Source organism: Thermomonospora umbrina (assembly GCF_003386555.1).
Taxonomy (GTDB): domain Bacteria; phylum Actinomycetota; class Actinomycetes; order Streptosporangiales; family Streptosporangiaceae; genus Thermomonospora; species Thermomonospora umbrina.
The window spans coordinates 6,405,231-6,426,590 of sequence record NZ_QTTT01000001.1 but is presented as its reverse complement, the minus strand read 5'-3'; the positions used below and the strand labels follow the sequence as shown (position 1 = coordinate 6,426,590).

At 68.5% G+C, this 21,360-nt stretch carries 33 protein-coding genes; 25 read left to right on the top strand and 8 right to left on the bottom strand.

Annotated elements, in window-relative coordinates; genetic code table 11:
• Positions 1-36: 36 nt before the first annotated feature.
• The 5 genes from DFJ69_RS29005 to DFJ69_RS33900 all read right to left on the bottom strand — a co-directional run bounded on the left by DFJ69_RS29005 (position 37) and on the right by DFJ69_RS33900 (position 2,621).
• On the bottom strand, positions 37-384 hold the full coding sequence (locus DFJ69_RS29005) for a hypothetical protein (RefSeq protein ID WP_245974623.1): 348 nt from the start codon (positions 382-384) through the stop codon (positions 37-39).
• Complete coding sequence (locus tag DFJ69_RS29000; protein ID WP_116025527.1) at positions 384-602, bottom strand: hypothetical protein; 219 nt, start codon at positions 600-602, stop codon at positions 384-386. Before DFJ69_RS29000 ends, DFJ69_RS29005 begins: the two co-directional genes overlap by 1 nt.
• 645 nt (positions 603-1,247) lie before the next feature.
• On the bottom strand, positions 1,248-1,646 hold the full coding sequence (locus tag DFJ69_RS28995) for a hypothetical protein (protein WP_116025526.1): 399 nt from the start codon (positions 1,644-1,646) through the stop codon (positions 1,248-1,250).
• Positions 1,647-1,766: 120 nt separating this feature from the next.
• Positions 1,767-2,147, bottom strand: coding sequence for a hypothetical protein (locus DFJ69_RS28990; RefSeq protein ID WP_116025525.1), 381 nt, complete (start codon positions 2,145-2,147; stop codon positions 1,767-1,769).
• Positions 2,148-2,270: 123 nt separating this feature from the next.
• Entirely contained in the window at positions 2,271-2,621 is a 351-nt protein-coding gene (locus DFJ69_RS33900; protein WP_147312453.1) for a hypothetical protein, read from the bottom strand.
• Between the two features lie 917 nt (positions 2,622-3,538).
• Here DFJ69_RS33900 and DFJ69_RS28980 point away from each other — a divergent pair.
• On the top strand, positions 3,539-3,982 hold the full coding sequence (locus DFJ69_RS28980; protein WP_116025523.1) for a hypothetical protein: 444 nt from the start codon (positions 3,539-3,541) through the stop codon (positions 3,980-3,982).
• 59 nt (positions 3,983-4,041) lie between these two features.
• Here the strand turns inward: DFJ69_RS28980 and DFJ69_RS28975 are convergent, their stop codons facing one another.
• A complete protein-coding gene (locus DFJ69_RS28975) occupies positions 4,042-5,229 on the bottom strand; it encodes a methyltransferase domain-containing protein (RefSeq protein WP_116025522.1) in 1,188 nt (395 codons plus the stop codon).
• A 905-nt stretch (positions 5,230-6,134) separates the two neighbouring features.
• Here DFJ69_RS28975 and DFJ69_RS28970 point away from each other — a divergent pair.
• Positions 6,135-6,845 carry a DUF4145 domain-containing protein gene (locus DFJ69_RS28970; RefSeq protein WP_116025521.1) on the top strand — a complete coding sequence of 237 codons (711 nt, stop codon included), beginning with the start codon at positions 6,135-6,137 and terminating at the stop codon, positions 6,843-6,845.
• A 211-nt stretch (positions 6,846-7,056) separates the two neighbouring features.
• On the opposite strand, the gene DFJ69_RS28965 is transcribed toward DFJ69_RS28970, so the two are convergent.
• Both DFJ69_RS28965 and DFJ69_RS28960 read right to left on the bottom strand, forming a co-directional pair.
• On the bottom strand, positions 7,057-7,908 hold the full coding sequence (locus tag DFJ69_RS28965; RefSeq protein WP_116025520.1) for a GIY-YIG nuclease family protein: 852 nt from the start codon (positions 7,906-7,908) through the stop codon (positions 7,057-7,059).
• Between the two features lie 232 nt (positions 7,909-8,140).
• Entirely contained in the window at positions 8,141-8,776 is a 636-nt protein-coding gene (locus DFJ69_RS28960; RefSeq protein WP_116025519.1) for a hypothetical protein, read from the bottom strand.
• 357 nt (positions 8,777-9,133) lie between these two features.
• On the opposite strand from DFJ69_RS28960, the gene DFJ69_RS28955 reads away from it, so the two are divergent.
• From DFJ69_RS28955 to DFJ69_RS28860, 23 genes are all read left to right on the top strand, one after another.
• The gene (locus DFJ69_RS28955) at positions 9,134-9,664 is read left to right on the top strand and encodes a GntR family transcriptional regulator (RefSeq protein ID WP_211328835.1); all 531 of its coding nucleotides are present in this window, start codon (positions 9,134-9,136) and stop codon (positions 9,662-9,664) included.
• Between the two features lie 44 nt (positions 9,665-9,708).
• Positions 9,709-10,383, top strand: a complete 675-nt coding sequence (locus tag DFJ69_RS28950) for a GntR family transcriptional regulator (RefSeq protein ID WP_245974622.1) — start codon at positions 9,709-9,711, stop codon at positions 10,381-10,383.
• A gap of 108 nt (positions 10,384-10,491) precedes the next feature.
• A complete protein-coding gene (locus tag DFJ69_RS28945) occupies positions 10,492-10,779 on the top strand; it encodes a helix-turn-helix domain-containing protein (RefSeq protein ID WP_116025517.1) in 288 nt (95 codons plus the stop codon).
• Positions 10,780-10,811: 32 nt separating this feature from the next.
• Positions 10,812-11,429 (top strand): DEAD/DEAH box helicase family protein, encoded by a 618-nt coding sequence (locus DFJ69_RS28940; protein WP_147312452.1) that lies wholly within the window; start codon positions 10,812-10,814, stop codon positions 11,427-11,429.
• Between the two features lie 89 nt (positions 11,430-11,518).
• The gene (locus DFJ69_RS34580) at positions 11,519-11,671 is read left to right on the top strand and encodes a hypothetical protein (RefSeq protein WP_170177825.1); all 153 of its coding nucleotides are present in this window, start codon (positions 11,519-11,521) and stop codon (positions 11,669-11,671) included.
• A complete protein-coding gene (locus DFJ69_RS28935; RefSeq protein ID WP_116025515.1) occupies positions 11,668-11,943 on the top strand; it encodes a hypothetical protein in 276 nt (91 codons plus the stop codon). The genes DFJ69_RS34580 and DFJ69_RS28935 overlap by 4 nt, the downstream gene beginning before the upstream one ends.
• A complete protein-coding gene (locus DFJ69_RS28930) occupies positions 11,940-12,278 on the top strand; it encodes a DUF6907 domain-containing protein (RefSeq protein WP_116025514.1) in 339 nt (112 codons plus the stop codon). The genes DFJ69_RS28935 and DFJ69_RS28930 overlap by 4 nt, the downstream gene beginning before the upstream one ends.
• Positions 12,278-12,433, top strand: coding sequence for a hypothetical protein (locus DFJ69_RS34575; RefSeq protein ID WP_170177824.1), 156 nt, complete (start codon positions 12,278-12,280; stop codon positions 12,431-12,433). Before DFJ69_RS28930 ends, DFJ69_RS34575 begins: the two co-directional genes overlap by 1 nt.
• Complete coding sequence (locus DFJ69_RS28925; RefSeq protein ID WP_116025513.1) at positions 12,430-12,864, top strand: hypothetical protein; 435 nt, start codon at positions 12,430-12,432, stop codon at positions 12,862-12,864. Before DFJ69_RS34575 ends, DFJ69_RS28925 begins: the two co-directional genes overlap by 4 nt.
• A complete protein-coding gene (locus DFJ69_RS28920; protein ID WP_116025512.1) occupies positions 12,861-13,220 on the top strand; it encodes a hypothetical protein in 360 nt (119 codons plus the stop codon). Before DFJ69_RS28925 ends, DFJ69_RS28920 begins: the two co-directional genes overlap by 4 nt.
• On the top strand, positions 13,217-13,507 hold the full coding sequence (locus DFJ69_RS28915; protein WP_116025511.1) for a hypothetical protein: 291 nt from the start codon (positions 13,217-13,219) through the stop codon (positions 13,505-13,507). Before DFJ69_RS28920 ends, DFJ69_RS28915 begins: the two co-directional genes overlap by 4 nt.
• A gap of 1 nt (position 13,508) precedes the next feature.
• Positions 13,509-13,784: a hypothetical protein gene (locus tag DFJ69_RS28910; protein WP_116025510.1), complete on the top strand. Its 276-nt coding sequence runs from the start codon at positions 13,509-13,511 to the stop codon at positions 13,782-13,784.
• Positions 13,784-14,080, top strand: a complete 297-nt coding sequence (locus tag DFJ69_RS28905; RefSeq protein ID WP_116025509.1) for a hypothetical protein — start codon at positions 13,784-13,786, stop codon at positions 14,078-14,080. The genes DFJ69_RS28910 and DFJ69_RS28905 overlap by 1 nt, the downstream gene beginning before the upstream one ends.
• Positions 14,077-14,406 carry a WhiB family transcriptional regulator gene (locus DFJ69_RS28900; RefSeq protein WP_116025508.1) on the top strand — a complete coding sequence of 110 codons (330 nt, stop codon included), beginning with the start codon at positions 14,077-14,079 and terminating at the stop codon, positions 14,404-14,406. Before DFJ69_RS28905 ends, DFJ69_RS28900 begins: the two co-directional genes overlap by 4 nt.
• A complete protein-coding gene (locus tag DFJ69_RS28895) occupies positions 14,406-15,938 on the top strand; it encodes a hypothetical protein (RefSeq protein ID WP_116025507.1) in 1,533 nt (510 codons plus the stop codon). Before DFJ69_RS28900 ends, DFJ69_RS28895 begins: the two co-directional genes overlap by 1 nt.
• A 33-nt stretch (positions 15,939-15,971) precedes the next feature.
• Positions 15,972-16,286, top strand: coding sequence for an exosortase/archaeosortase family protein (locus tag DFJ69_RS33895; RefSeq protein WP_147312451.1), 315 nt, complete (start codon positions 15,972-15,974; stop codon positions 16,284-16,286).
• A complete protein-coding gene (locus DFJ69_RS28890) occupies positions 16,276-16,524 on the top strand; it encodes a hypothetical protein (protein WP_116025506.1) in 249 nt (82 codons plus the stop codon). The genes DFJ69_RS33895 and DFJ69_RS28890 overlap by 11 nt, the downstream gene beginning before the upstream one ends.
• A gap of 196 nt (positions 16,525-16,720) precedes the next feature.
• Positions 16,721-17,029, top strand: coding sequence for a hypothetical protein (locus DFJ69_RS28885; RefSeq protein WP_116025505.1), 309 nt, complete (start codon positions 16,721-16,723; stop codon positions 17,027-17,029).
• A 13-nt stretch (positions 17,030-17,042) separates the two neighbouring features.
• Entirely contained in the window at positions 17,043-17,489 is a 447-nt protein-coding gene (locus tag DFJ69_RS28880; protein ID WP_147312450.1) for a hypothetical protein, read from the top strand.
• A gap of 1 nt (position 17,490) precedes the next feature.
• The gene (locus DFJ69_RS28875) at positions 17,491-18,483 is read left to right on the top strand and encodes a hypothetical protein (RefSeq protein WP_116025503.1); all 993 of its coding nucleotides are present in this window, start codon (positions 17,491-17,493) and stop codon (positions 18,481-18,483) included.
• A gap of 88 nt (positions 18,484-18,571) precedes the next feature.
• The gene (locus DFJ69_RS28870; protein ID WP_116025502.1) at positions 18,572-20,674 is read left to right on the top strand and encodes an ATP-binding protein; all 2,103 of its coding nucleotides are present in this window, start codon (positions 18,572-18,574) and stop codon (positions 20,672-20,674) included.
• A gap of 99 nt (positions 20,675-20,773) precedes the next feature.
• Positions 20,774-20,971, top strand: a complete 198-nt coding sequence (locus tag DFJ69_RS28865; RefSeq protein WP_147312449.1) for a hypothetical protein — start codon at positions 20,774-20,776, stop codon at positions 20,969-20,971.
• Positions 20,972-20,994: 23 nt separating this feature from the next.
• Positions 20,995-21,318, top strand: coding sequence for a hypothetical protein (locus DFJ69_RS28860; protein WP_116025500.1), 324 nt, complete (start codon positions 20,995-20,997; stop codon positions 21,316-21,318).
• Positions 21,319-21,360: the final 42 nt, after the last annotated feature.

Here is a 21,360-nt window from a genome sequence, read left to right as displayed (position 1 = left end):
GGCACAGCTTTCTCGCGGTTGGTTCGCTGAAGGCGCTCAGGAGCAGGTGACCGGGACGCGGCGCACCTCGGGCACCTTCGTTGACGGCTTGAACACCGGCCATGCGGCGGTTCCCGCCCCGGCCGCGTGCAGCACGGCGCGCAGATTCGCCGAGAACAGGCGGAACGCATCATCCTCGCTGTCCGCCTCGATTCCCATCAGCACACTCGCCCAGCGGTCGGAGATCCGAACGGTGACGTCGGGGTCGATGATGCCCGGGTCGACGTCTGCGAGTTCCAGAAGCTCGTCTGCGATGGTGTCCGTGAACGCGTCGAACTCGTCATCGGTGTCCCGGGCCGGGTCTGCGGGGACGAACGTGAGGTCTGCCGCCAGGTAGTGCGTCATCAGGCTTCTCCGTCCTTCCAGCATGTCGCCCGGCGGAGCTGGCCGAGCAGGTTGATCACATAGTTCGGGTCCGAGGGCGTTAGCGCCATGTTCTTTTTGCACTTCTTTGGGCAGGGGCAGTACATCTTCCAGTACTTGCTGCCACGTTCGACCCGCCAGCCGCGCCCGACCGCCTCCTTGCGTATGGCCTCAAGCTCCTTGCGGAGGTTCGGGGACATCGTTGTTCCCTCGCTGCCGAGTGTAGGTCCGGGCATCATCGTGGCCTAGATGCGTGTCGGCTACTTGGTGTTTTCGAGATGAACTCTTACTGATCCGGTCGTTGGTTCGCATGTGACCGGAGCGGCAGTCGGCCGGGGCGACGCAGACGCTGGCGACAGTCGGTGGGGGTATGGACACTGGTCTCGGAGGTGGGCCATGGCGGAGCAGGGCAGGAGTCCGGCAGGGCCCGCAAGCGGCAGACGTGCTCCGTCTGCAACGGGCAGAAGGGCAAGATGATCTCTCCAATGGAGACGGGCCTGCCCGGCAGGAGTGGCGCTCATGCGGGACATGCCAGGGAACGGGCAAGGTCTGAGCCGTGAGTGACAGGCTCGATTGCCCGGAGTGCGGCGGAAGCGGTCAGCAGCGCATCGGCGAACTCGCACTGATTTGCCGATTCTGTGGCGGCGCCGGGTACGTCGGCGACGACAACGAACCCGCCGCAGAACCAGCCGGACCACCGCCGGAGCCACTGCCCGTGTGGGACAACCCCGACATCCGCACCTCCCTGGATGCAGGGTCTGTCTCGGGGCGAAGACTGTCGTGAGCATCGGCGCCGGCGGGTTGGTGGAGTCCCCGTGCCCTGAATGTTCGCCCGGGTTCGTCGCCTAGTTCAGCGAGGACTTGCCGAGCCAGTGGTCGGCCTCGTCTCCCCACACTGTCCGAAGCTCGTCCAGCGCGAGCTCCGCCTGGGCGGCTGTCGCGGGGTTCGCCTTGATCTTGTCCAGCGCCTGCAGAGCGACCTGCATGGATGCCTCGACCCTCGTGATCGTTCGATCCTGCACCGTCCACGACGTCTCCATGACCATGCGGATGATGAGTTCCGCGCCGATCGCGTAGATGCAGATGACGGCCACGGCCAGGACGGCGAAAGCGGTGTGGGCGAAGGTGTAGCCGTCACGGGCGGACATCATGATCAGGCCGACACCGATGATGAGGGCGGTGAGGGCTGCCGATCGCATCCAGATCTTGACCCACGTGCGCCGGTCGTAGTGAGGAGTGTCCACGTTGACCTCCGTTTGGGGTGGTCAACACGTGATCCCACAACGCGACCGGAACGTCAATACCTCACCGAACTCCCGTGGTGGCGGGCGCCGAGCGCACTGGTGTCGACGGCTGGAGCTCGACTAGCTCGCCTCGCCCGCCGGGTGGCTGCCGCCGGCCGGTGTCCTCCCCCACGCCGCTTCGATCTTCGCCGCCGCTTGTCTCCCCTGAGCCGCGGTGGCGGGGTCCGCCAGAAGGTCTTCGACGATCCGCTCTAGTTCGGCTGTCACTTCCCCGTGAAGCCGGCCTGCGTCGAAGTAGGCGTCCACGACCGCCTTCTCCGCGATGAGGCCGTGAGCGATCACGAGCGCGGTGGTGAGGACAGCGAAGCCGATGGTTGCTGTGGTGTAGCCGTCTGGTCCGAAGGACAGGAGCAGCACCATGCCGATGGTGAGGACGAACACGGATGCTTCTCGCATCCTCATCTTGACGTGTTGGAGCCGGGCGCGGCGGTAGGTGTCCACGTTGACCTCCTATCGGGCGGTCAATACGTGGTCTCACACACAGACCGGAACGTCAATACCCACGAACCGGGAAGGCTGCCCCACCCCGGAAACCGACCGGGATGAGGCAGCCTCCAACAGACCTCAGCCCTCGTCGACGTCCCGCGTCCCTGGCTTGCAGTACCGGTCGCCGTCCCGACGGAGCCCGTACTCGATGCCACGGTTACGGCGCCCGGTCGAGGTGGTCGTGTCCACACCGGACGCCTCGGCGAACTCGTACACGTCGAAGTTCGGGTCGTTGTATCCCAGCACCTGCGCGACCACCCACATCACGTTCATGCGGATGTTGTCGGCTTGCGGGGCAGGCAGTGGCTCGTGCCGACGGCTGGGGTGGTCGTCCTCGGGACGGTGCCCGGCCCGATCGGCGCGGTAAGGCGCGTCGCCCCAATAGTGGTTGCTGATCTCCGCAGCGAACTGCTCAGCAAGGCGGCTCAACATCATGCTCCTCCGAAAGGAACTAGTGCCTACCACCCCCCGATGGGGCGGCTACCGCAAGGGTAGATGTCAGCTCGCCGTGAACGCCAGAGCCCACGAGCAAGTTGGTCCGGACATGCACTCGACGGATCCTCGGGTAACTGACGTCCTGGCGCGACCGGCCAAGATTCCGGGAGCCTTCGCGAGGACGCGCAGCAGATCCCGGTGCCACCTCAAATGTCTCGCCGGTCCTTCGACCCGCCTGACCGAAGCCGTCGGCGCTCGTTCGGTCCGCCAGCATCGCGCGGCCAGACTGTAACACCCTTGAGAGGCGTTACGGTCACACCCCCAAGGTGGTTGCTCCGCTCCCTGTAACGCCCTCGGAGGGTGTTACATCGGCCTCCGTAACGCCGTTCGAGGGTGTTACTCAGCCGGGTGTAACGCCTTCAGATTCCGTACGTAACGCCCTCCCGGGGCGTTACACGGCTGATGTAACGCCGTTTAAAGGCGTTTGTAACGCCGTCAGCTCCACCCGAACCATCCATGAACCGTCCGTACTACTAACCGTCCTTGAACCGCTCGGGCGGGGACTCCTCCTCCGTCGGAGTCCCCGCCCGAGCAAGCAACCACGGAACACCCCCGCGGCCAGAACCCCCCGACGCTCCCCTCACCGCCCTTACGGCCACCTCCGGGGCGGAGCGCCCCCCAGAAGCGACCAACCCGCCCGCCGGGAGGCGCGTCCACCAGAACCGCTCCGCAAGCGCGCAGCGACGAACTGAGAGCCGCAAGACGATGTGCTGCGCTCGTCGCCCCAACCCCGCTCGCACAGCGCCGGTCGGCTGCGGCACCGGGGACATGAGTGCGCGGCCCCCAGCTCGCACTCCGGCGAAGACCGCAACTCCCGCCCAACGCGACAGCGCAGGGGCTACCGTGCTGGCATGAAAAGGGAGACCTGGACGAGCCGGGATGGGCCCGTCCTCACCGCGATCGTTGACCTGGCCGATGAGGGGCGGGTCCATGTGAGCCCGCACGATGTGGCCGAGCGCACCGGCTTCGACCTTCGGACCGTGGAGTTGGCGCTCGCCGCGCTTGCGAGTGAGTCACCGCCGTTCTTCCAATTCACTGACTGCACGGGCTTCGGGGACGACATTCGGACCATTGACAACATCCGGGATGTGAGCGGGCACGCTAGACGCACCGTGGGGACGTGGCCCACGCCCGAAGTGCTGGCGGACCGGCTCGTTGCCGGACTGCAACAAGCCGCCGACAATGCGGAGGACGAGGAGGAAGCCGGGCGCTTGAGGCGCGCCGGCCAAGCCGTCAGCGGCCTCGGCCGGGACGTGCTCGTGAATGTGCTCGGGTCTGCCCTTGGTGGAGGTTGACCCCCAATAGCCGAGCCGGACGCGACAATGAAGCCCCGAATCCCGGTACTGAGGCTGCCTCACGGCATCTCGGGCAGCGGGTGCCCCGGATTGCGCAGCCACACGTGTTCGCCGTTCGCGCCGGTGGTCAGCCCGAAGTCCTCATGCCCAGGGCGGTCCTGCTCGATCCACCAGCGGTGTGCCGCCTCAACCTCGTCCCACAGCCGGCGTGGGCCGCCCTGGTAGACCTCAGCCTCGGGGTCGTCGTCGAAATAGGCGATGCTCCACGATCGGCAGCGGACGCTGAACAGCCAGCCGAGGACGGTGCCGTCGTCACGGACGCTGGTGGCATGCATGGCGTCGGGCACCAGGAGCCCGACCGTCCACCACGCCGCGTTGTACGGGGTGTCCCACAGGTCGACCGGCCGCAGCGTGCTGATCGTCTGGACGGTGCCGTCCGGCCAGCCGTCGCCGGACGGTACGTAGTCCTCCCGCTCCACCCGCGTCAGCCGCTCGGGGCGGGAGCCCATGAACTGAACGCTCCGGATGAACGGCCCCGAGGCCGTGCCGTCCTCGCCGACGGTGAGGCGCACGACCGCGCCGTGGTCTGCGAGGCCCGGCTCCCAAGGAGCAACGATCAGCCCGCCGGGGCGGGTCTGTTCCACCCATGCCGGAGGGATCCGCCGTACCGCGTAGGTGCACTGGACCCGGTCGTAGGGAGCGCCGTCCGGCCAGCCCACCGCACCGTCGCCGGTGACCACCAGGGGGCCGAGTCCGGCCGCGCGCAGGCGGGCCCGAGCGGCGTCGGCCACGGCGGAGTCGTACTCGATCCCGACGACGTTCGCCGAGCCGGTCCGTGCGCCCAGTAGCCCGGTGGTCCAGCCGGTCCCCGTGCCGGCGTCCAACACCCGGTGCCCCGGCCGGACGTCCAGCTCGGCGAGCATGTCCACCACCAGGGCGGGCTGCGACGCCGACGACGTCGCCGCGACGCCGGGGCCGCCGGCCGGTTGGTCGTCCCACTGCGTAACGATCGGGACGTCGGCGTCGGCCCACCTGCGCCACGCCGCGGGAGCGGTGGCTTTGTCGACGGGGATGTTTTGCCCGGTCTCCGGGTCCTTGGGCCAGATGAGGTCCGGGAGGAACCGGCTCCGGGGCAGGGAGGCGAGGATCGGCGCCCAGCCGGCGTCCAGGCGGCCGGAGCGAAGCGCATGGTCCGCCCACTTAGGTGGCGCGGTCGCCAGCGCAGCAGAGTCCGGGGCCGTGGTCATTTCCCGCGGGTCCCGCCGGGTTTGGGCCCTTGCTCGTCCTGCGTCGGCGGACCTTGCGGCTTCGGGTTGTCCTTGGGCGGGGGTGGCCTGTGCTTACCGGTGTCCGTCACGGCGGGCTCCCTGTCAAGGGGATGTCGTCCCCATCGTGGGCGGGCGGCCCAACGGCGGTCAACGGTATCGGGGCTGTTGCCGCCATCTGGTTGTCCCTTCGGCGGCCGGGCTCCAGATCTCCACCGCTGTGGTGCCGTTCGCGTACCAGCCAGACCCGGGGCGCCCGATGTCCACGACGAAGCCCTCACGCTGCAAGGCATTCAGCTCCGCAATGGCTTCGCCTCCGATCCCATAGGGCTGTGCGAGGAGGACGGCAGGCCGGCGATCACGATTCCAGCCGGTGACGTGCTCGAACCACCCTGCCAGCTCGCAGTGACCGCAACGGCGCCCACGCAACCACCGCAGACAGGTATGAACGCCCGTCAGACGCAGCCCGCGGGGCTCCGCCCACTCAAGCAACCCTTGCCTGGCCCGTACGTCGTTGTTCGGGCCGTACGGCCAACCAAGCTGGCTACTCTCGGGGCGGATTCCGATGGCGCGGGCCCCGCGATCCAGCTCCCTGACCAATGCGCGCTGCTCGGGCGATTGGTGCCGGGCGCAATAACGCTCCCCGTCTGGGAAGACCAAGCCGGGGTACTCGCAGCAGGGTGGCGGTGACGAGGGGTTCATGGGGCAAACCTACGCCGAGTGGTCGCCCGAGGCGGGGCTACTGGGTGGTACGTCAATCCGACGGATACAACCGGGAACGCCACGCAGACCAGACACAAGTTCATCAGCTCCGTGGGCCGCAGCGAACCGGGAACGCGGTAGGAAAACGCTGGTCGCAGCACCCGACGATGCGGTAGCACTGACGCATGAGCGACGGCCTGGTCAAGCTGCCTAAGAAGGAACCCGCCCGATGCGGGCACTGCAACCTTCACGTCTCCATGACGTGCGTAGACGAGAGACGGCTACGACCAGGCTACGGCCGGATCTCCCAGTACCCCCACGTCCTGGAGGCGGTCATCGAGTCGCCTGCGATGCAGGTTGCCGAAGAGGTGTGGGTGTGTGGCCACTGCGAGGAGCCGACTCTCCGCCTCGTCCACTTCCTCCCGTTTCCGCTTGAAGGCGGCAAGACAGAGGTACGCCGGCACGAGGTCACGCTGTACCCGAGACCACAGCCTCGAGGACTGGAGGAAGCGGCCCCCGAACCGGTCCGCTCCTTCTTCACGGAGGGATCACTTTGCCAGACGGCCGGCGCCAGGCGCGCCGCCGGAGTCCTGTACAGGGCCGCTGTCGAAGAGATCTGCAACGACTTCAAAGCCACCGGCCCCAACCTCTACAAGCGGATCGAGGCGCTCGCCGCCAACGGGCTCGCCCCGGAGACGATCGCCGACTTCCACGAGGTCAGGATGCTCGGCAATGACAGCATCCACGACGGCCTCGAGTACTCCGCGGACGAGGTCGACGACGTCGCTGACCTGATCGAGGAGGCGGTGTACGAGCTCTACGTCGAACCGGACAGGAAGGCTGCCTACAGAAAGAAGCGGACCGAACGGCGGAAGAACCAGAACACGTCGCCCTGACAGCACGGCTCCACGGTAGGTGCGGTAGGTCCCGCCTGTGGGCGAGCGTCTGTTCGGAAGCCGCGCGGGGCGAACAGTCCCGCAGATCCTGCACCCTGCGGAATCTGCGGGCTGCAGAATCTGCGGCCCATGCCGGGCCGTGCGCCAGTGGGCGGAACAGAGTCCACCCTCCGTGGAGAGGGCGGACTGGGTTCCGCCCTCCCAGCAGGCGTCAGCCCCGAGACACGGCCGGGGACAGCAGGTCCACCCGACCATGTTTGATCAGGTACTTCACTAGGCGCTGGCGGGCATCGGGGGTGCCGTTGTGCCTTGCGTTGAACAGAGGGAGCTCCGACCCGATCGCGGCCACCTCTGCGGCCTCTGCTTCCTCCCTGCTTGAGAAGCGCTCAACGGTCGACCGGGCCATGAACTCCATCCAGGACGACCGCTTGACGTGGCTCCTCTCGCGGCGCATGAGGTCACCGGTGATGCCGACGTACAGAAGGACTTCGTCGGCGTCGAAATACCGGTAGAGAGCGGCGCGGGAAGGTGATTCGACTCGGGCGTCCCTGGCGCGACGCAGAACCTCACCGAACTTCCCAAGCTCGAGGCCCTGGCTGATCCAATAGTCAGTGACCTCCTCACCGTTCCTGATCATCCTGATGCCCTCAGAGGTCAATGTCATCCGGATTGGGAACTCGATGAGGCCAGCATGAATGCCGGGGTTGAACAGCTCCCAAGACGGGGGAACCGCGTCAGGCACAGCCACGTCGAGGTGCTCCTCGCAGCGCTGCCGGATGTAGCAGTCGACGGGGGTCTCCCCACGCGTCCAGGCTTCGACCTCGCCATAGGTGCCAGCGATCGAGCATTCTTGCCACGTCCCTGACCCGCCGTGACGCTGGACACTAGCCTCACACCGCCTACCGCGGCCGACCTGTGCGATGCATCGGGGACCGAGCTTTCCGAATCCTCCCGTGTCCTGGAACACGATCAACTGATCATGTAGCTGAACGATCAGTGGCCCGTCCATGACCCAGTCGGACGGCGGCTCAACAGGCCGGTCTTGGTCCGGGGCTTCGCTCACGAGGGGATTCCCTTCTTGGGTTGGCCGATGCTCAGCCGAAACGGTGCCCGCGCGACGAAGGAGCGCGGGGTGGTCTTCTGCGCTGGTGGGTGGGTTGGTTGGATGCAATGGTGTGCGGCAACTGCTGCCGGGGCTTGGCGGCAACCGTTGCCAGGAGGTGGCGGCAACCGCTGCCGGGGCTTGGCGGCTACTGCTGCCGGTAGCGGCAATGATTACCGCCAAGCCCGAAGGATCACCAGTCGTCATCTCGTGCCTCCCGGAACAGCTTCCAGACGTCGCCGCCGAGATCACGCCACGATGTCGCCTCCGCTGCCTGGCGGGCCTGGGTCCACAGGCTGAAGCAGCCCTCACCCTTGCCCTTGTCCCGAGGTGGAGGGCAGAAGCAGAGGCGATGCACTTGGAATGACACCCGCCCCTTGGAGTCGACCGAGGAGTTCCCCTGCGGGTTGAACAGGCACTCGCAGTGCACGCAGCGGAACCTCCCGGAGTTCGGGCCCAAGATCGGCAGATGCTCCCAGCCCTCGGGGATCATGAGCTGGTACTCATCGGCTGTCCGCTTCCTCGTCTTCGGGTCGTAGCTGGCGGTCGAGGTCCGCTCAGCCATGTCGAGACCGCGGAGGACCGCCCAGGCCGTGCGTACCGACCGCTCGCTGAGGCCAGTCTCGCGGGCGAGGAGTTCGTTGCCGGGGTAGACGTTCCCGCCAGCGACGCGCCCGTTGTCCCTGTCGTAATAGTTGGCGTAGTCCATGGCGACCCGGGCGACGAGCTTGACTGATGACTCGACCAAGAGGGCGTTGACCAGGACGTTCCACCTTCTGCTGAAGGGGATGTCGGGGTCTTCGTCGTCGGGACGGATCTTCCGCGCCATGCGTACTGCTCCGATCTTCGAGGGATCGGAGACCTACGCCACGGACCTAGTCTGCTGCGCCGACTAGTCGCGACTTGCTACAGTCGTGATGCGTGAACGTGGGACTGTAGCGGTCTGGCCGTGTGCAGCTCTCCGATCTTCGACTGGCCCCGGCGTTGCGAGCGCCGGGGCTTTGTCATTACTGCTGCGCTGGGACGGTGCCGGGCACCTGCTGCTCGACACTGGACCGGCGAGCGGGGTGGGTTCCGTGTGCATCTGGCAGAGCGGGCATGATCCTCCTGTTCGCAGGTACCGTGGAGCCAACCTTATTGCGAAGCGCTATAAAGTTGTACGTGAGACACGATAGGAGGGAGCGCCGTGTGGGTCGCCAACTCACTGCCGTACCTCACCCCTCGCACCAGCGATGCCCCAGACCCTTGGGCGCAGGAGGCCGCGCAGGCTGGCGGGGCCGGAACACAACGCCTCCGAGAAGTCACTGAGACCTCACCCCCGCCGGCCGTTGCCGACGCTCTGCAGCTACCTACTGGAATGCCTGCGGTCGTGCGCCGACGGGTGATGCTCCTCGACGACACCCCCGTCGAATTGACCGACTCCTGGTATCCGGCATCGTTCGCCAGCGGCACGCCGCTCGCCGAGCAGCGCAAGATCAAGGGCGGTGCCGTGGCGCTGCTGTCTGAACTCGGCTACCACGCGCACGAAGTGCTGGAAGACATCGCGTTCCGTCCGGCGACAGCGCCGGAAGCTGAACTCCTGCACCGCCCCGAGGGAACGCCCGTGATCGTGCTGCGCCGTACGGTCCTCACCCAGGAAGGAACACCGTTCGAGGTGTCCGTGATGACGATGCTGGCCGAGGGCCGCCTCCTCCGCTACCGACTGACGGTCGGTTGATCTCGGTGCCCCGCCCAGAAGACAAGCGTCCACTACACGAGCGCGTGGCCGCGGACCTCCGCGCCCGGATCATGGCCGGCGACTTTCAACCTGGAGAGCAACTCGGCTCCACCGCTCAACTGATGGAGCATTATCAGGCGGCCAACCCGACGATCCAGCGGGCCCTCGACGTGCTGAAAACCGAGGGCTTCCTCTACGGGCGTCGAGGCAAGGGCGTCTACGTCCGCGACAAGCAGCCCTTCAAGGTCGACGTCGCCGCATACTTCACCCCCAGCCCAGACGGCTTCACCTACGACCTGTTGGACGTCACCCAACTCGAGCCGCCACCCGAAGTAGCTCAAGCGCTGGGGTTGGACGACTCAGGTGAGGCCATATTGCGGCGGCGCATCACCAGATACCAGGGCGAGCCTGTAGAGGTCTGCTACTCGTACTATCCGCTCCCCCTGGCCGCTGGCACGCCACTCGCCCGCGCGGGGAAGATCAAGGGCGGTGCCCCGAGAGTCCTCGCGAATCTTGGATTTCCACAGGTTCGGTTCATTGATGAGGTGTCGGCACGCCACCCCACAACCGAAGAGATCGAACTCCTCGACCTGCCGAACGTCCCAGTGATCCGGCAGTTCCGGACCATCTACTCTCACGACGATCTTCCCGTGGAGGCCACGGTGATGATCAAGGGCGGGAACCTGTACGAGCTGCGATATCGGCAGGTCGCGGACTAACCGCTTCGCCCCCACCCCAGCCCCCGGCGCGAGCCGGGGGCTTTCTTGTTGGTCAAAGTCCTGTCACCACCTTGCAGCGTTACTCTGTATCGCTATAAAGTCTGGAGCATGCAGAGCACCGAGCCGCCGCAGAGCGCCCAGACCGAACAGAGCCCGCACCCAACGGAGCGGTACGTCACGGTCAAGGACGCCGCGCAGGTCTTCGGTATCAGCGCCGTCGTCGTCTACCGCCTCTTCCGCGCAGGCCGCCTCCCCGGACGCAAGTTCGGCCGCAGCTACCGGGTCCTCCGCGAGTTCGTGGACGGCTTCGATGCCGAGGTCCGCGCGGGCCGGGGCGTCGACTTCGACGAGTACGCCGACGCCTGGTTCGCGCGAGTCAGCGAAGGCGCGGCATGAACGCCCACATCACCGAACCGAAGGAGTCCCGCGTGACCGTCATCAACGAGTTGATCACGGGCCCGATCGGGTCCGGGAAGACGTTCACCGTCCGCCAGCGCCTGGCGGACGAGATCAACGCCCCGAACACCCAGACCTGGGTCATCGACCTGTACACGAACCTGCCCGACTGGAGCAGCAAGGCCGACCGGTACGCCCGCACCCCAGACGCCGCCCGCATGCTCCTGCAGGACGCGTGCGCCGAGATCGAGGACCGTGCGGCGAGGATCGCCGAGCTGGGCCTCCCCGAGTTCGTGGCGGGCGACGAGAAGCACGGGCTTCACCTGGTCGTCATCACGATCGAGGAGACGCAGGCCGTCCTCGACGACCTCGAGTGTGTGCGGCTGGTCGAGCGGATGGTCCGGATGGGCCGCAAGGTCGGGTTGAAGACGCGGATGACGAACACCGCACGGCCGGGCCCCACAGCGTTCGGCGGGTCGCTGGTGATCGCGGAGCAGATGGCGGCCGGTGATGTGACCGAGCTGCCCGGCAGAAGCGTGGTCGGCGGGGTGACCGGGCGTGGGAAGTCCCGGGCGTTCGATGAGGCCACCGCCCGACTCGTCACCGGCGACAGCGCCGCGTCGGACTCGGACGCAAAGGCCGCCACCTAGAACGACGAAGCCCCGCCCGGCGCTACCGACGCCGGGACGGGGCGGATGGAACCGAACTAGATCCACTTCACAGGAAGGAGACGGCCCCAATGGGCACCAAGGTACCCCAGTCCGGCCGCACCAAGACGCTGGTCCAACCCGGCGGTAAGACCTTCACGTTCATGGCCCAGCGGACCCCCGGTGAGCCCGCGACCGTCCGCGACGCCTGCGACGCGAAGCGGAACGGCGGTGGCAAGAAGTGACCGCCGCCGCCAACGGAGCCACCGAGTTCCACTACGTCATCACCATCCAGATCCAGGACGGTCCCGCCACAGGACCCGAGCCCGGATCCCGCCGCAGCGGCACCACCCCTGCCATCCAGTCGGCATCCGGCGTCGTGGACGTGACGGGCAAGACCCGCGAGCAGATGTTCGCGCAGGTCATCTCCGCGCTGAAGACCAAGCACTCCTTCACCACCTGGAGCCTCGTGTTCTGGTCGCTGGAGCCCAACCGGCTTCCCGGCGGTGCCCTGTGACCGCGACCACCATCACCCGGCCGCCGACCGCCTCGGTCGTGTGCCTGGCGGGTTGTATCGCCGACCACACCGACCCCGACAACGCGGCCTGCGTGACGGAATACACGCGGATCACGACCCGTCGCCACACCTACGAGGTCGACGCCCCCACCGGGCGCCGCCGGGTGTGCGACGAGCTTCGGATCAACGCCGAGTCCAAGCCCGGGGGGCCGCCGATCGTGGTGCTCGCCGGCGGCGACGCCTTCTTCAGGGAGTTGAGCCCGGGAGAGGCGCGCAACGCCGCCGCCGCGCTGACCGCGCACGCCGACCTCCTCGACCCGGACGGGGCGGAGTGATGGCCACTACGACCAGCGCGCGGCCCACGGCCTGGTGCCCCAGCCACGGCACCCCGCTCGAGGGCGGCCCGATCCTGTTCCGCTGCCCCGAAGGCCACCGGGTCCAGGCAGCGGACATCGACCGCGAGTACCAGCCCCGGAGGGCCGAGCAGTGACGTTCATCTCGCGCATCCCCCGGGCGTTCCTGCGGCAGACCGTCGAGCCCGCCACCCCGAGCGGCCGGTCCGACGACGTGATGATGCGGTTCCTGACGGTGGGCGGCGCGACCGTCACCACCCACGGGACCTCCGACGACGACGTGTCCCCCTCCTGGACGTGCCACGGCTGCGACCAGGGCGGAGGGTCATGGTTCTCCGACCTGGACGCCAGGCTGAAGGCCGTCCGAGCGGCAGCCAACAAGCACGCCGGCGAGTGCCGGGCGATGCCGAAGCTTCGTCTCAGCGCTGACGCGGACCAGCCCGAGACGGACATCGACCTGCTTTGGCGGGACGAGCCCGCCAGGCAGTTCCTCATCGTGGTCTTCCTCTCCGTCGGCCTGTTCATCACCGCCGTGGGCATCGCGTCCGCGTTGGGGGTCGCGCTGTGAACGCCGCCCTCCGCATCCTCCACAGCCTCGCCAGCCGCCACACCTGGCGTCTCGACGTCCCCGCCGGCACCAGCACCGCGGTCCTGGTCTGCCTCTGCGGCAAGACTGAGCGGGTCACCGTCCCGGACGGCACGACCCGGTGCTTCTGCCGCGACGTCGGTTGCGACGGGTGGCGCGCCTACATCGCGCACTTCACCGACACCTACGGGCGCCTGCCCAGCGACAACGACATCGACCTCGACGACGCGCTCCACGCCGCCTACGAGGATCTCCTCGAGCAGGTCGCCGCCGCGGGCCCGCCGCCGAAGATTCGTGACATCTTCGCCCGACTCTGGGATCGCGAGGTGCCGCGATGAGCGCCGAGTCGATGCCACTGCTGTACCTCCTGGCCGCCGTCGGACGCCGCATCGCCTGCGCCGTCGTCGGTCACTGGTGGGACGTCGAGCCCGCCATCGAGCACCGCGGCGACATCTTCGGCCCGTACCGGGTGTGCGCGCGATGCGAGCTCGGCGACACCCGCCTGGTCCTCGCCACCGAGCCGCCGCCCGGCCACCCCGACTCCATGACCCGCGAACTCTCCCCTCGGTTCGAGGTGGAACTCGCCCGCATCGACGCCGAACTGTTCCCCGAAGAGGCCCACTGACATGGAAGACCTCACCAACAACTGCGCATGGACCGACCGGACGGTCTCCACCGCCACCGCCGACTACACCAACCTCGGGCCCGCCGGTCGCGACCACCAAACGCGGCCCGGCGACCACCTGCTGGTGTGGGCGCACAATCTGTCCCCCCGCCGGAGCGGAGGCGCCGCGATCGTCGTCGGCACCGTCGCCGTCCAGGCAGGGCTCAGCATCCGGTTCACCGACGGCTCCACCGTCGACCTGCCCCGGACCCGACTCCTCGAAAGGCGGACCCACTGATGGACGCCCTGACCGCCGGCAGCGACTTCAACGCCGCAACCGTCTACTCGGTGTCCGGCTACACGTTCACCAACCACGGACGCCCCGACGCCACCTACCGGCCCGAGTACGACGACTACTTCATGTTCTGGTCCGGGAACCTCGTCACCGAGCCCGGCGACCGGGCCAACGGCAAGACCGGTAGTTACCTGATCGGGAAGTTCTTCAAGACCGGCGGGTCGTTCGTCCGCTGCATCGGCGACGACCGGTGGGTGGACATCACCCAGACCCGCCGCTTGAGGCGGTGCGAGCGATGACCGCCCGACAGACCGTCCGCGCGTCGATCGTCGCGCCGCCGCGTCCAGAGACGTCGACGCTCGACTACCTCACCGACGTCAGCGCCGAACTCGCGTGGCAGGCGCATGCGGCTTGCGCCAGCGCCGACGGGGAGGCGTTCTTCCCCGAGAAGGGCGGCTCCGTCCAGTACGCGCAGAGGGTCTGCGCGGGCTGCCCGGTCAAGGCCGAGTGCCTGGAATACGCGCTCGACAACGCAATCACCTTCGGCGTGTGGGGCGGGAAGTCCGAGGGCCAGCGCCGCGTGCTCCGCCGCCGAGCCCGACACGAACAGGAGGTAGCGGCCTGATGTGGCTCTTCAACAGGCGCGAGCAGCGGGGCGGCAGCGTCGCCGAGGTCGTCGCCCAGCAGACCGCCGAGGCCGGCGAACTGGCGCGCATCCCCGGCCAGGGCCTTCTCAGCGACCCGCGCACCAACCCCGCCGTCCGCGGGCACGCCGACCAGCTCCGCGACGACGAGCACCGCCGCATGCTGGACGCCCTCCACGAGCAGACGGTGCGCCGCCACCGGGTGACCGGCCAGCGGGCAGGGCGCGCCGAGGCCGCCCTTGATGCCGTTCAGGACGCCCGCGACACCACCAGCCCCGCCCGCTCCGTACTGGCCCTGCACGAGGGCCGACGCCGGTTCATGGCCGCTGCCCTCGTCGCATCGCTGTCGCTGTCCGTCGGCGCCGCGTCCGGAGTGGCGAAGTTCGCCACCGAGAACAAGGCGCCATGGCAGGCCGGGTGGATCGCCGAAGTCGGCATGACCGGCCTCACAACCACGGTGATCCTTTACCGCAGCCACCTCACACGGTTCGGCGGCAGTATCAGCGGTCGTCAGAAAATCGTCCTGTGGGTCCTGATGATCGCCCCGCTAATGGCGTCGATGGCCGCGAACCTCAAAGGCGCCGGTGCCGTCGGTGTCGCCTGCTCCATCGGAGCCGCCGCGTTCAGCCTCCTCGCGCACGAGATCGCGTCCGCGTCCGCCGACGCGATCCACGACCAAGCCGAGAAGGTCAAGGAGGAGGACGAGGCCAAACTCCGCAGCATCGCTCTCGGCGGCAACGACGCGGACACCGCACCCACCACCGCGCCGACGGTCCAGGCTCCAGCCGGGCCGGAGCTGTCCGACGACGAGTTGGTGACGTTGGGATGGGAGACCGCTCGGACTCAGAAGTTTCTGGCCGACCGCGGCTTGGACCTGCCAGCGGAGGATGTCGTGCGGGCGCTGGCATCGGCGCCACGCCGCCCCGTCTCGCACACGATGGACGTGGCTCGACCGGCGCGCCCTCAAGTCACGGTTCGTTCTGAGACTTCGTTGGCGCCGCCCGTCTACCGAACCGAGGGGCCGCCGGTCGTCACGCCCTCTTGGGGTGGTCTGCCCACCGGATCACGAACCGCGAACCCCGAAACGGTGAGCCGCGCGGTTCCGAACCTCCCGGTCATCTGTGGTCGGGCGGTGAACCTCCCTGCCGTTCCCATGGCCTCGAGCCCGGACAACCCGAACCGTGCATCGGTTCGAGAACCCGAGCCCGCGAACCCCGTCACCCGAACCGGCGAACCGCCGAACCTCAAGGTTCAAGAACCCGACGCGAACCCGCCGGGAACGGTGAACCGCGAACCCCGAACCACGCGAACCGGAACCGCGAACCTCAACGACCGGGCCGCCAAGAAGGCCGCCGAGGTTGAGCAGGTTCTGGACCTCATCGAGGAGCGCGGACTCAAGGCCGTCACTCTCGGCGTGGTCCGTGAGGAGCTCGGGTTCGCGAAGACCACCGCGTTCCACCGGCTCACGGCTGCCCGCAAGGAGTTCGCGAACCGTGCAGCCAAAGCCTCCTGAACCACGAACCACCGAACCCGAACCGGAGTCGAGATGAACCACGAACCACGAACCACCAACGACCGCGACCCGGTTCGCGGCCAGCAGGTTCGCCGAACTGGCGGCATCCGCCACACGGTTCGCGAACTCACGTCGAACCAGGGAACGCGCCTCGCCTCACGAACCTCCGCAGTGACCGCCGCAGTGAGCGCGGTCGCCGGGATCGTGCCCCTGTTGGTCATCGGCTGGGTCCTCGTCTGGCTCGGCATCCCTCCGCTGTTCGCCGCCCGCGCCCTGTTCTTTCTGGGAACCGCCGGTGCAGTCGCACTGGTGGTCGTCCAGATGAGGCGGGCGTCCGATGGCCGGTAAGCGCCGCAAGTCCGGCAAGCCGACCTTGCGGGTCGCCAGGCCCGAGCGGCGCCGCCAGACCCTCAACGAGCGACTCGCCGCGACCGCCGACCCGCTCACCAGGCTCGCCGCGGCCGTCGACTACTACCGCAGCGCGTACCGCACCAACCAGCAGCCGCAGTCGGCGGAGCGGATGGTCGAGGCCCTCGTCGGCGAGGGCGACCGCCTTTACGCCACATCCCGAGGGGATGCCCGATGACCACGGTCCGTGACACCCAGGCTGGGGGAGTCGACTCTGCAGTGCAGAGTGCAGTGCAGAGTCCGGAGAAGCCGCCCGGAGGGGGCCAACGCGCGCCGCGCGCGGGCGCGCGCGAGGTTACCCCCCCCAGAGTGCAGTCCCGCAAGGCGACTCTGCACCCGTCGACGACCCCGACGACACCCCCGAAACCGTCACGATGAGTGACTACCTGGCGGAGTTGAAGGACTCCGGTAGGAGGCTCGCCGCGGCTTTCACGCCGCCCGACATGTGGTCGCAGCCGGCGGCGTCGCTCGCCGAGCGGTGGTCCTACGCAACCCGCGGTGAGTGGACCGGCGACGGCGCCCTCCGCAAGGCCGGGCAGGTCTACTGCCTCGCCGTCGCGCTGCCCGCCGCCGGGCTGTGCCGCCTCATCGACTGGGTGACCGAGCGTCCCGCGCGTCTCCTCGCCACCGTCGTGCTGCTCGTCCTGCTTCACCGTCTACCGCCGCTGTCCTGGCTCATCTAGAGAGGAGAACCCCATGGGATGGCTTGTGTTGTTGCCCGCCGCTGGGCTGCTGTTCGTGATCAACAAGAGGGTCAACCCGAAGGGACGCGGTCGAGACGCGGTCGCGGTCCTGACGATGCTCGTCGCCGTGATCGCCGGGTGCGGTCTGGCCGCCACGTTCCTCGGCCAGTGGTTCGCCGCCCTGATCTCCTGGTCTGGGAACACCATGTCGAACGTCACCGGGGAGGGCGGGTTCGCGACCGGTTTGGCGATCGCGGTCGCGATCATCCTCGTCGGCGTCGCGGTAGCGGACATCGCGTTCGACAGGGTGGCCGACAACGGCGCGCAGATGGCTGCGGTCCTGTTCCCCACCGTCTTGGCGCTGGTCGTCGGCGGGAGCATGGGCGCGACCGGCGGCGACGCCGTCACGGCCGTGCAGGCGGAGATGGCGTCGTTCTTCTCCCAGCTCGGCGGCAAGTGACATGGACCCCATCGTCATGTCGCTGCTGATCGCCTACTTCCTGGTGCGGAACACGACGCAGGATCTAGTTTTCCGCGCGACCGGGAAGATGCCGCCGAGCTACCGGCGCAGCGAGGCGCGCCGCCAAGCCCGTGAGGAGCGGGCGGCGCGCCGCCGTGAGAAGGGCGACGGACCCCTCAAGCGGTTCTTCGCCGGCGAGTTGGAGCAGGCGGTCGCCGACGCGGGCGAGAAGCGGGAGCGGGCCCGCGCCAAGAAGCGGGCCGCGCGCCGGGAGGCGTGGGAGCTCGAGGACGCCGAGGAAGCCGCCCGCCGAGAGAACCGCGCCCGCCCCACCCCTCAGGTGGAGCCGCCCCCCGCCCCGACCGGCAACAGCAGCGGCGACGACGGGGTGATCATCCCGTGCGGCGATTGCGGCGCCGGGATGGACCCGGCCGACGTCGCCGGTTACACGCCCACTGCGGATCCGCTGTGCCGGGCCTGCCGCACACGCCCCACGGCTCCACCGCCGGTCCCGCAGCCGTCACCGGCCTCCCGCCCGGCGCCGTCGCCCGACCCACAGCACGCAGCAGCCCCGAACGTCCCCGCCCCCGTGGGGGACCCGGACACCACACGGCCGGAACCGGCACCGGCCGCCGTGGTCATCGACATCAGCAAATGGCGGCCCCGCGCCGCCATGCCGGAACCCATCAAGGAGGCAGATGTGAGCGTCAGTGGAGAGACCCCGAACCTGTCGGCGGCCCTCGCCTACACCAACACCATGGCGTCCGAGTGCATGCAGGGTGCCGCATCCGTGGAGACCTCGATCGCGTCGCTGCAGGCGGGCGGAGTGAGCGGCCCCGCCCTGTCCGCGCTGGCGCAGGCGCAGGAGGCCCTGACGCAGGCGATGACGGCGTTCAACGCCGCGAACGCGGCCCTGACCCGACACGTCAGCGTCAGCGACGCCTACGCCGCCAACCACGACGCCGGCGACAAGCAGTTCGTCACCCAGGACTGACGTCCTGTCCGGGTGCCCGTCCCGCACCGCCGGTACGGGCACCCCCCAGGACGCCACGTCCACGACAGCGCGCATCGAGGAGCACGGCGTGAACCACACCACCACCAAGGCGGCGGGCGGAGCGATCCTGCTCGGCGAAACCGACCGCGCATTCGAACCCGTTATCCCCACCACCGAGCCGGCCGCCGACACCCTCGTCATCGACCTGCCCGAGGGCGGCAAGGACGACGCGGGCGGGCGCCGGTGGCTTCCCGAGGGCCTCGGCCAAAGACTCCGCCACGACGCGTACACCACCGCGTGGAGGCTCCGCCGCCAATCCGTTCCCCACGCCGCCGCTGCCACCGTCATCGGCGCCGGATTCGCCGCCGAGGCGCTCGTAGCGGCAGGGACGACCACGCCGCTGGCGGCGTCGATTCTCGCGGGAGGCACCGCCGCGTGCGCGACGCTCGGCGCGGTGTGGAGGGTACGCCGCCGCTGGCCTCGATGGGCTGGGCGGGTGTTCTGGGGCGGACTCGCCGGCACCGCGTGGCTCACCCTCGCCCCGTACGGACTCAGCCCCGAACACGTCGGCGCTCTCGCTGCCGTGGAGTACGGGCTGGCGGCCCGCTGGTGGCAGACCAACCGCATCGGCTATCCCACAGGCGAGAAAGAGGAGCCCGTGCTCGTCGAGGAGCAGCCGTCCACGGCGCAGCAGATCATGGTCGACTGGGCATCCTACGTCGGTGGCCAGTCCGGGCCGCTGCCGGGATCGCGGCTTTCGCTGCCGCTGCCCACCAAGCACACGATCTCGTTCGCGCTCGAGCTGGCGCGCGGTAAACAGACCCTCGCCACCGTGATGGCGAACCTCGACAAGATCTCCACGGGCCTCAACATCGGCGTAGCCGACCTCGTCGCAGACGCCTGGCCCACTCAGCCCGGGGAGAAAGACCGGCCCGCCAGGGTCCGGTTCCAGATCGTCACCGACTCGCCCATTCGAGGGAACCTCGATTTCGACGGGCCCCGCCGACGCGGCGGCCTCTTGGACCTCGGCCCCTACGCCGACGGCGCCGGCGAAGCGCAGTACAGGCTGTACACCGACGGGTCCATGTGGTCCGGAGTCATCATCGGCGGCACGGGCATCGGCAAATCTCGGCTGGTCGAGAACATCGTCATCTCCGCTCTATCTGGAGGCGACACCGAGTACATCTACATCGACCCGCAGAACGGGGTGTCGTCCCCGGCGCTCACCCAGTACGCGCACTGGTTCGGCACCATGCGGAACGCCGGCGACGTCCTCAATGCGGTGATCGCGATGCTCGATGCCCGCGGTGAAGAGTCCGCCGTCGAGGGGTGGACCGGGTTCACGCCCGGCCCGCAGCGCCCCGGGTTGCTGATCGTGATCGAGGAATGCCACAACCTGTTCAGGGACCCGAACATCGCCCGTCTGTGGGACCGGATCGCCCGCGAGGGCCGCAAGCTCGGCATCGCGTTGCTGTGCATCAGCCAATACCCGGGTTTGGAGACGTTCGGCGGGTTGGAGCCGCTCCGCTCCAGCGTGATGGAGGGCAACGCGATCGTGCTGCGCTCCACCAGCAACCAGACCGGCCAGCTCATGCCGGGCATGGACGTCGACCCCAAGTCGCTCCCGAAGATCCCCGGCTACGGCTACATCCAGGGCAGCGAGGAGACCGGAGTACGGACCGCGCCGTTCCGGAACCGCAACACCGGCGACCAAGCCGGCAAGTGGCTTGTCGTCCAGCCCCGGCCCGGCCTCGACAAGCTGACCGCGACCGCGACCCTTGCAGCCGGGACGGCGTACCGGGAGCGGCACGTCAGCGAGGACACCGGCCGGTCCGCGTCGGCCGCCCGCGTGCAGGCGCTCCGGGACGGGCACCTGCCCGCCGACATGATCGCCGGGCCCGCCGAGACGCAGTCGGTCCCGTCCGGGGAGATGGGCTCGATCATCGCGTTCCCCGCGCCGGTCAGCGTGGAGGATCTCCGCCGCCCGACCCAGCCCGCTTCTGCGCACGTTGACCTGTCGGCGTCGCACCTGGCCGTGCTGAAGGCGGTCGCGGCCGGAGCGTCCCGCCCGGCCGATGTCGAGAAGCACGTCGACCTCTCCCCCCGCCGGATCGCGACCCTTCTTAAGGAACTCGTCGCTTCCGGTCACCTCACCCAACCCGCTTACGGCCGCTACCAGCGCGCCGCCTAACCCGAAGGAACCACACCTGTGACCGTCCCTGCCTACCACCGTGACCGCATCCTCGAGTTCGCTGCCGCTCTAACCGAAGACAAGTCCGATCCCGAAGCCGTGAAGGCGAACGCCGCACCAATCCTCCGGTGGCTCGGGGAGGCCGCCGACGAGTCCGACCAGGACGCCCGCTACATGGCCCTGGGGCGCCACTGGTCCAACGCCTACTTCGCGACCCCGAGCCGGCTGTGGCCCAGCGAGGATTCGGCCCGGTTCCTGGCCTCCGCCGAGCAGTACTACGCGTTCCTGACCGCCTGACCGAGACACCTAGGGAGACCGCCATGACTTCCACGCTCGTCCACACCTCCACCGCCGTTCAGGGCTGGGACGCGTTCGACCGGATGGTCCTGCGGGCCGCCTCCCTGAGGCCCGCCCAGACGTTCGACGGCCTCGTCGGGCTGCTGCCCGAGGGCATCTCCTACCACCTCGTCCGCACCACCCTCAGGGACGCCATGCGCGCCGGGCTTGTCGAGTCGTCCCGCGTCCACTCAACCGGCCCGGTGATCGCCCTCGGCAAAACCACCACCGTCTACGACCTCACCGCAGCCGGCTTCATCCATGTCAACTCGACCGGCATTCGACCGGCGGACGCCCGCGCCGCCTAACCCCTTGGAGGAAATCCCCGGCGCAGGATCTCAACACACTCC

What these genes read in the sequence shown, in the direction of transcription:
- DFJ69_RS29005 (WP_245974623.1), bottom strand. Translation starts at nt 384, where the DNA reads ATGACGCACTACCTGGCGGCAGACCTCACGTTCGTCCCCGCAGACCCG.
- DFJ69_RS29000 (WP_116025527.1), bottom strand. Translation starts at nt 602, where the DNA reads ATGTCCCCGAACCTCCGCAAGGAGCTTGAGGCCATACGCAAGGAGGCG.
- DFJ69_RS28980 (WP_116025523.1), top strand. Translation starts at nt 3,539, where the DNA reads ATGAAAAGGGAGACCTGGACGAGCCGGGATGGGCCCGTCCTCACCGCG.
- DFJ69_RS28975 (WP_116025522.1), bottom strand. Translation starts at nt 5,229, where the DNA reads ATGACCACGGCCCCGGACTCTGCTGCGCTGGCGACCGCGCCACCTAAG.
- DFJ69_RS28970 (WP_116025521.1), top strand. Translation starts at nt 6,135, where the DNA reads ATGAGCGACGGCCTGGTCAAGCTGCCTAAGAAGGAACCCGCCCGATGC.
- DFJ69_RS28960 (WP_116025519.1), bottom strand. Translation starts at nt 8,776, where the DNA reads ATGGCGCGGAAGATCCGTCCCGACGACGAAGACCCCGACATCCCCTTC.
- DFJ69_RS28945 (WP_116025517.1), top strand. Translation starts at nt 10,492, where the DNA reads ATGCAGAGCACCGAGCCGCCGCAGAGCGCCCAGACCGAACAGAGCCCG.
- DFJ69_RS34580 (WP_170177825.1), top strand. Translation starts at nt 11,519, where the DNA reads ATGGGCACCAAGGTACCCCAGTCCGGCCGCACCAAGACGCTGGTCCAA.
- DFJ69_RS34575 (WP_170177824.1), top strand. Translation starts at nt 12,278, where the DNA reads ATGGCCACTACGACCAGCGCGCGGCCCACGGCCTGGTGCCCCAGCCAC.
- DFJ69_RS28915 (WP_116025511.1), top strand. Translation starts at nt 13,217, where the DNA reads ATGAGCGCCGAGTCGATGCCACTGCTGTACCTCCTGGCCGCCGTCGGA.
- DFJ69_RS28910 (WP_116025510.1), top strand. Translation starts at nt 13,509, where the DNA reads ATGGAAGACCTCACCAACAACTGCGCATGGACCGACCGGACGGTCTCC.
- DFJ69_RS28905 (WP_116025509.1), top strand. Translation starts at nt 13,784, where the DNA reads ATGGACGCCCTGACCGCCGGCAGCGACTTCAACGCCGCAACCGTCTAC.
- DFJ69_RS28900 (WP_116025508.1), top strand. Translation starts at nt 14,077, where the DNA reads ATGACCGCCCGACAGACCGTCCGCGCGTCGATCGTCGCGCCGCCGCGT.
- DFJ69_RS28895 (WP_116025507.1), top strand. Translation starts at nt 14,406, where the DNA reads ATGTGGCTCTTCAACAGGCGCGAGCAGCGGGGCGGCAGCGTCGCCGAG.
- DFJ69_RS33895 (WP_147312451.1), top strand. Translation starts at nt 15,972, where the DNA reads ATGAACCACGAACCACGAACCACCAACGACCGCGACCCGGTTCGCGGC.
- DFJ69_RS28890 (WP_116025506.1), top strand. Translation starts at nt 16,276, where the DNA reads ATGGCCGGTAAGCGCCGCAAGTCCGGCAAGCCGACCTTGCGGGTCGCC.
- DFJ69_RS28885 (WP_116025505.1), top strand. Translation starts at nt 16,721, where the DNA reads ATGAGTGACTACCTGGCGGAGTTGAAGGACTCCGGTAGGAGGCTCGCC.
- DFJ69_RS28880 (WP_147312450.1), top strand. Translation starts at nt 17,043, where the DNA reads ATGGGATGGCTTGTGTTGTTGCCCGCCGCTGGGCTGCTGTTCGTGATC.
- DFJ69_RS28875 (WP_116025503.1), top strand. Translation starts at nt 17,491, where the DNA reads ATGGACCCCATCGTCATGTCGCTGCTGATCGCCTACTTCCTGGTGCGG.
- DFJ69_RS28860 (WP_116025500.1), top strand. Translation starts at nt 20,995, where the DNA reads ATGACTTCCACGCTCGTCCACACCTCCACCGCCGTTCAGGGCTGGGAC.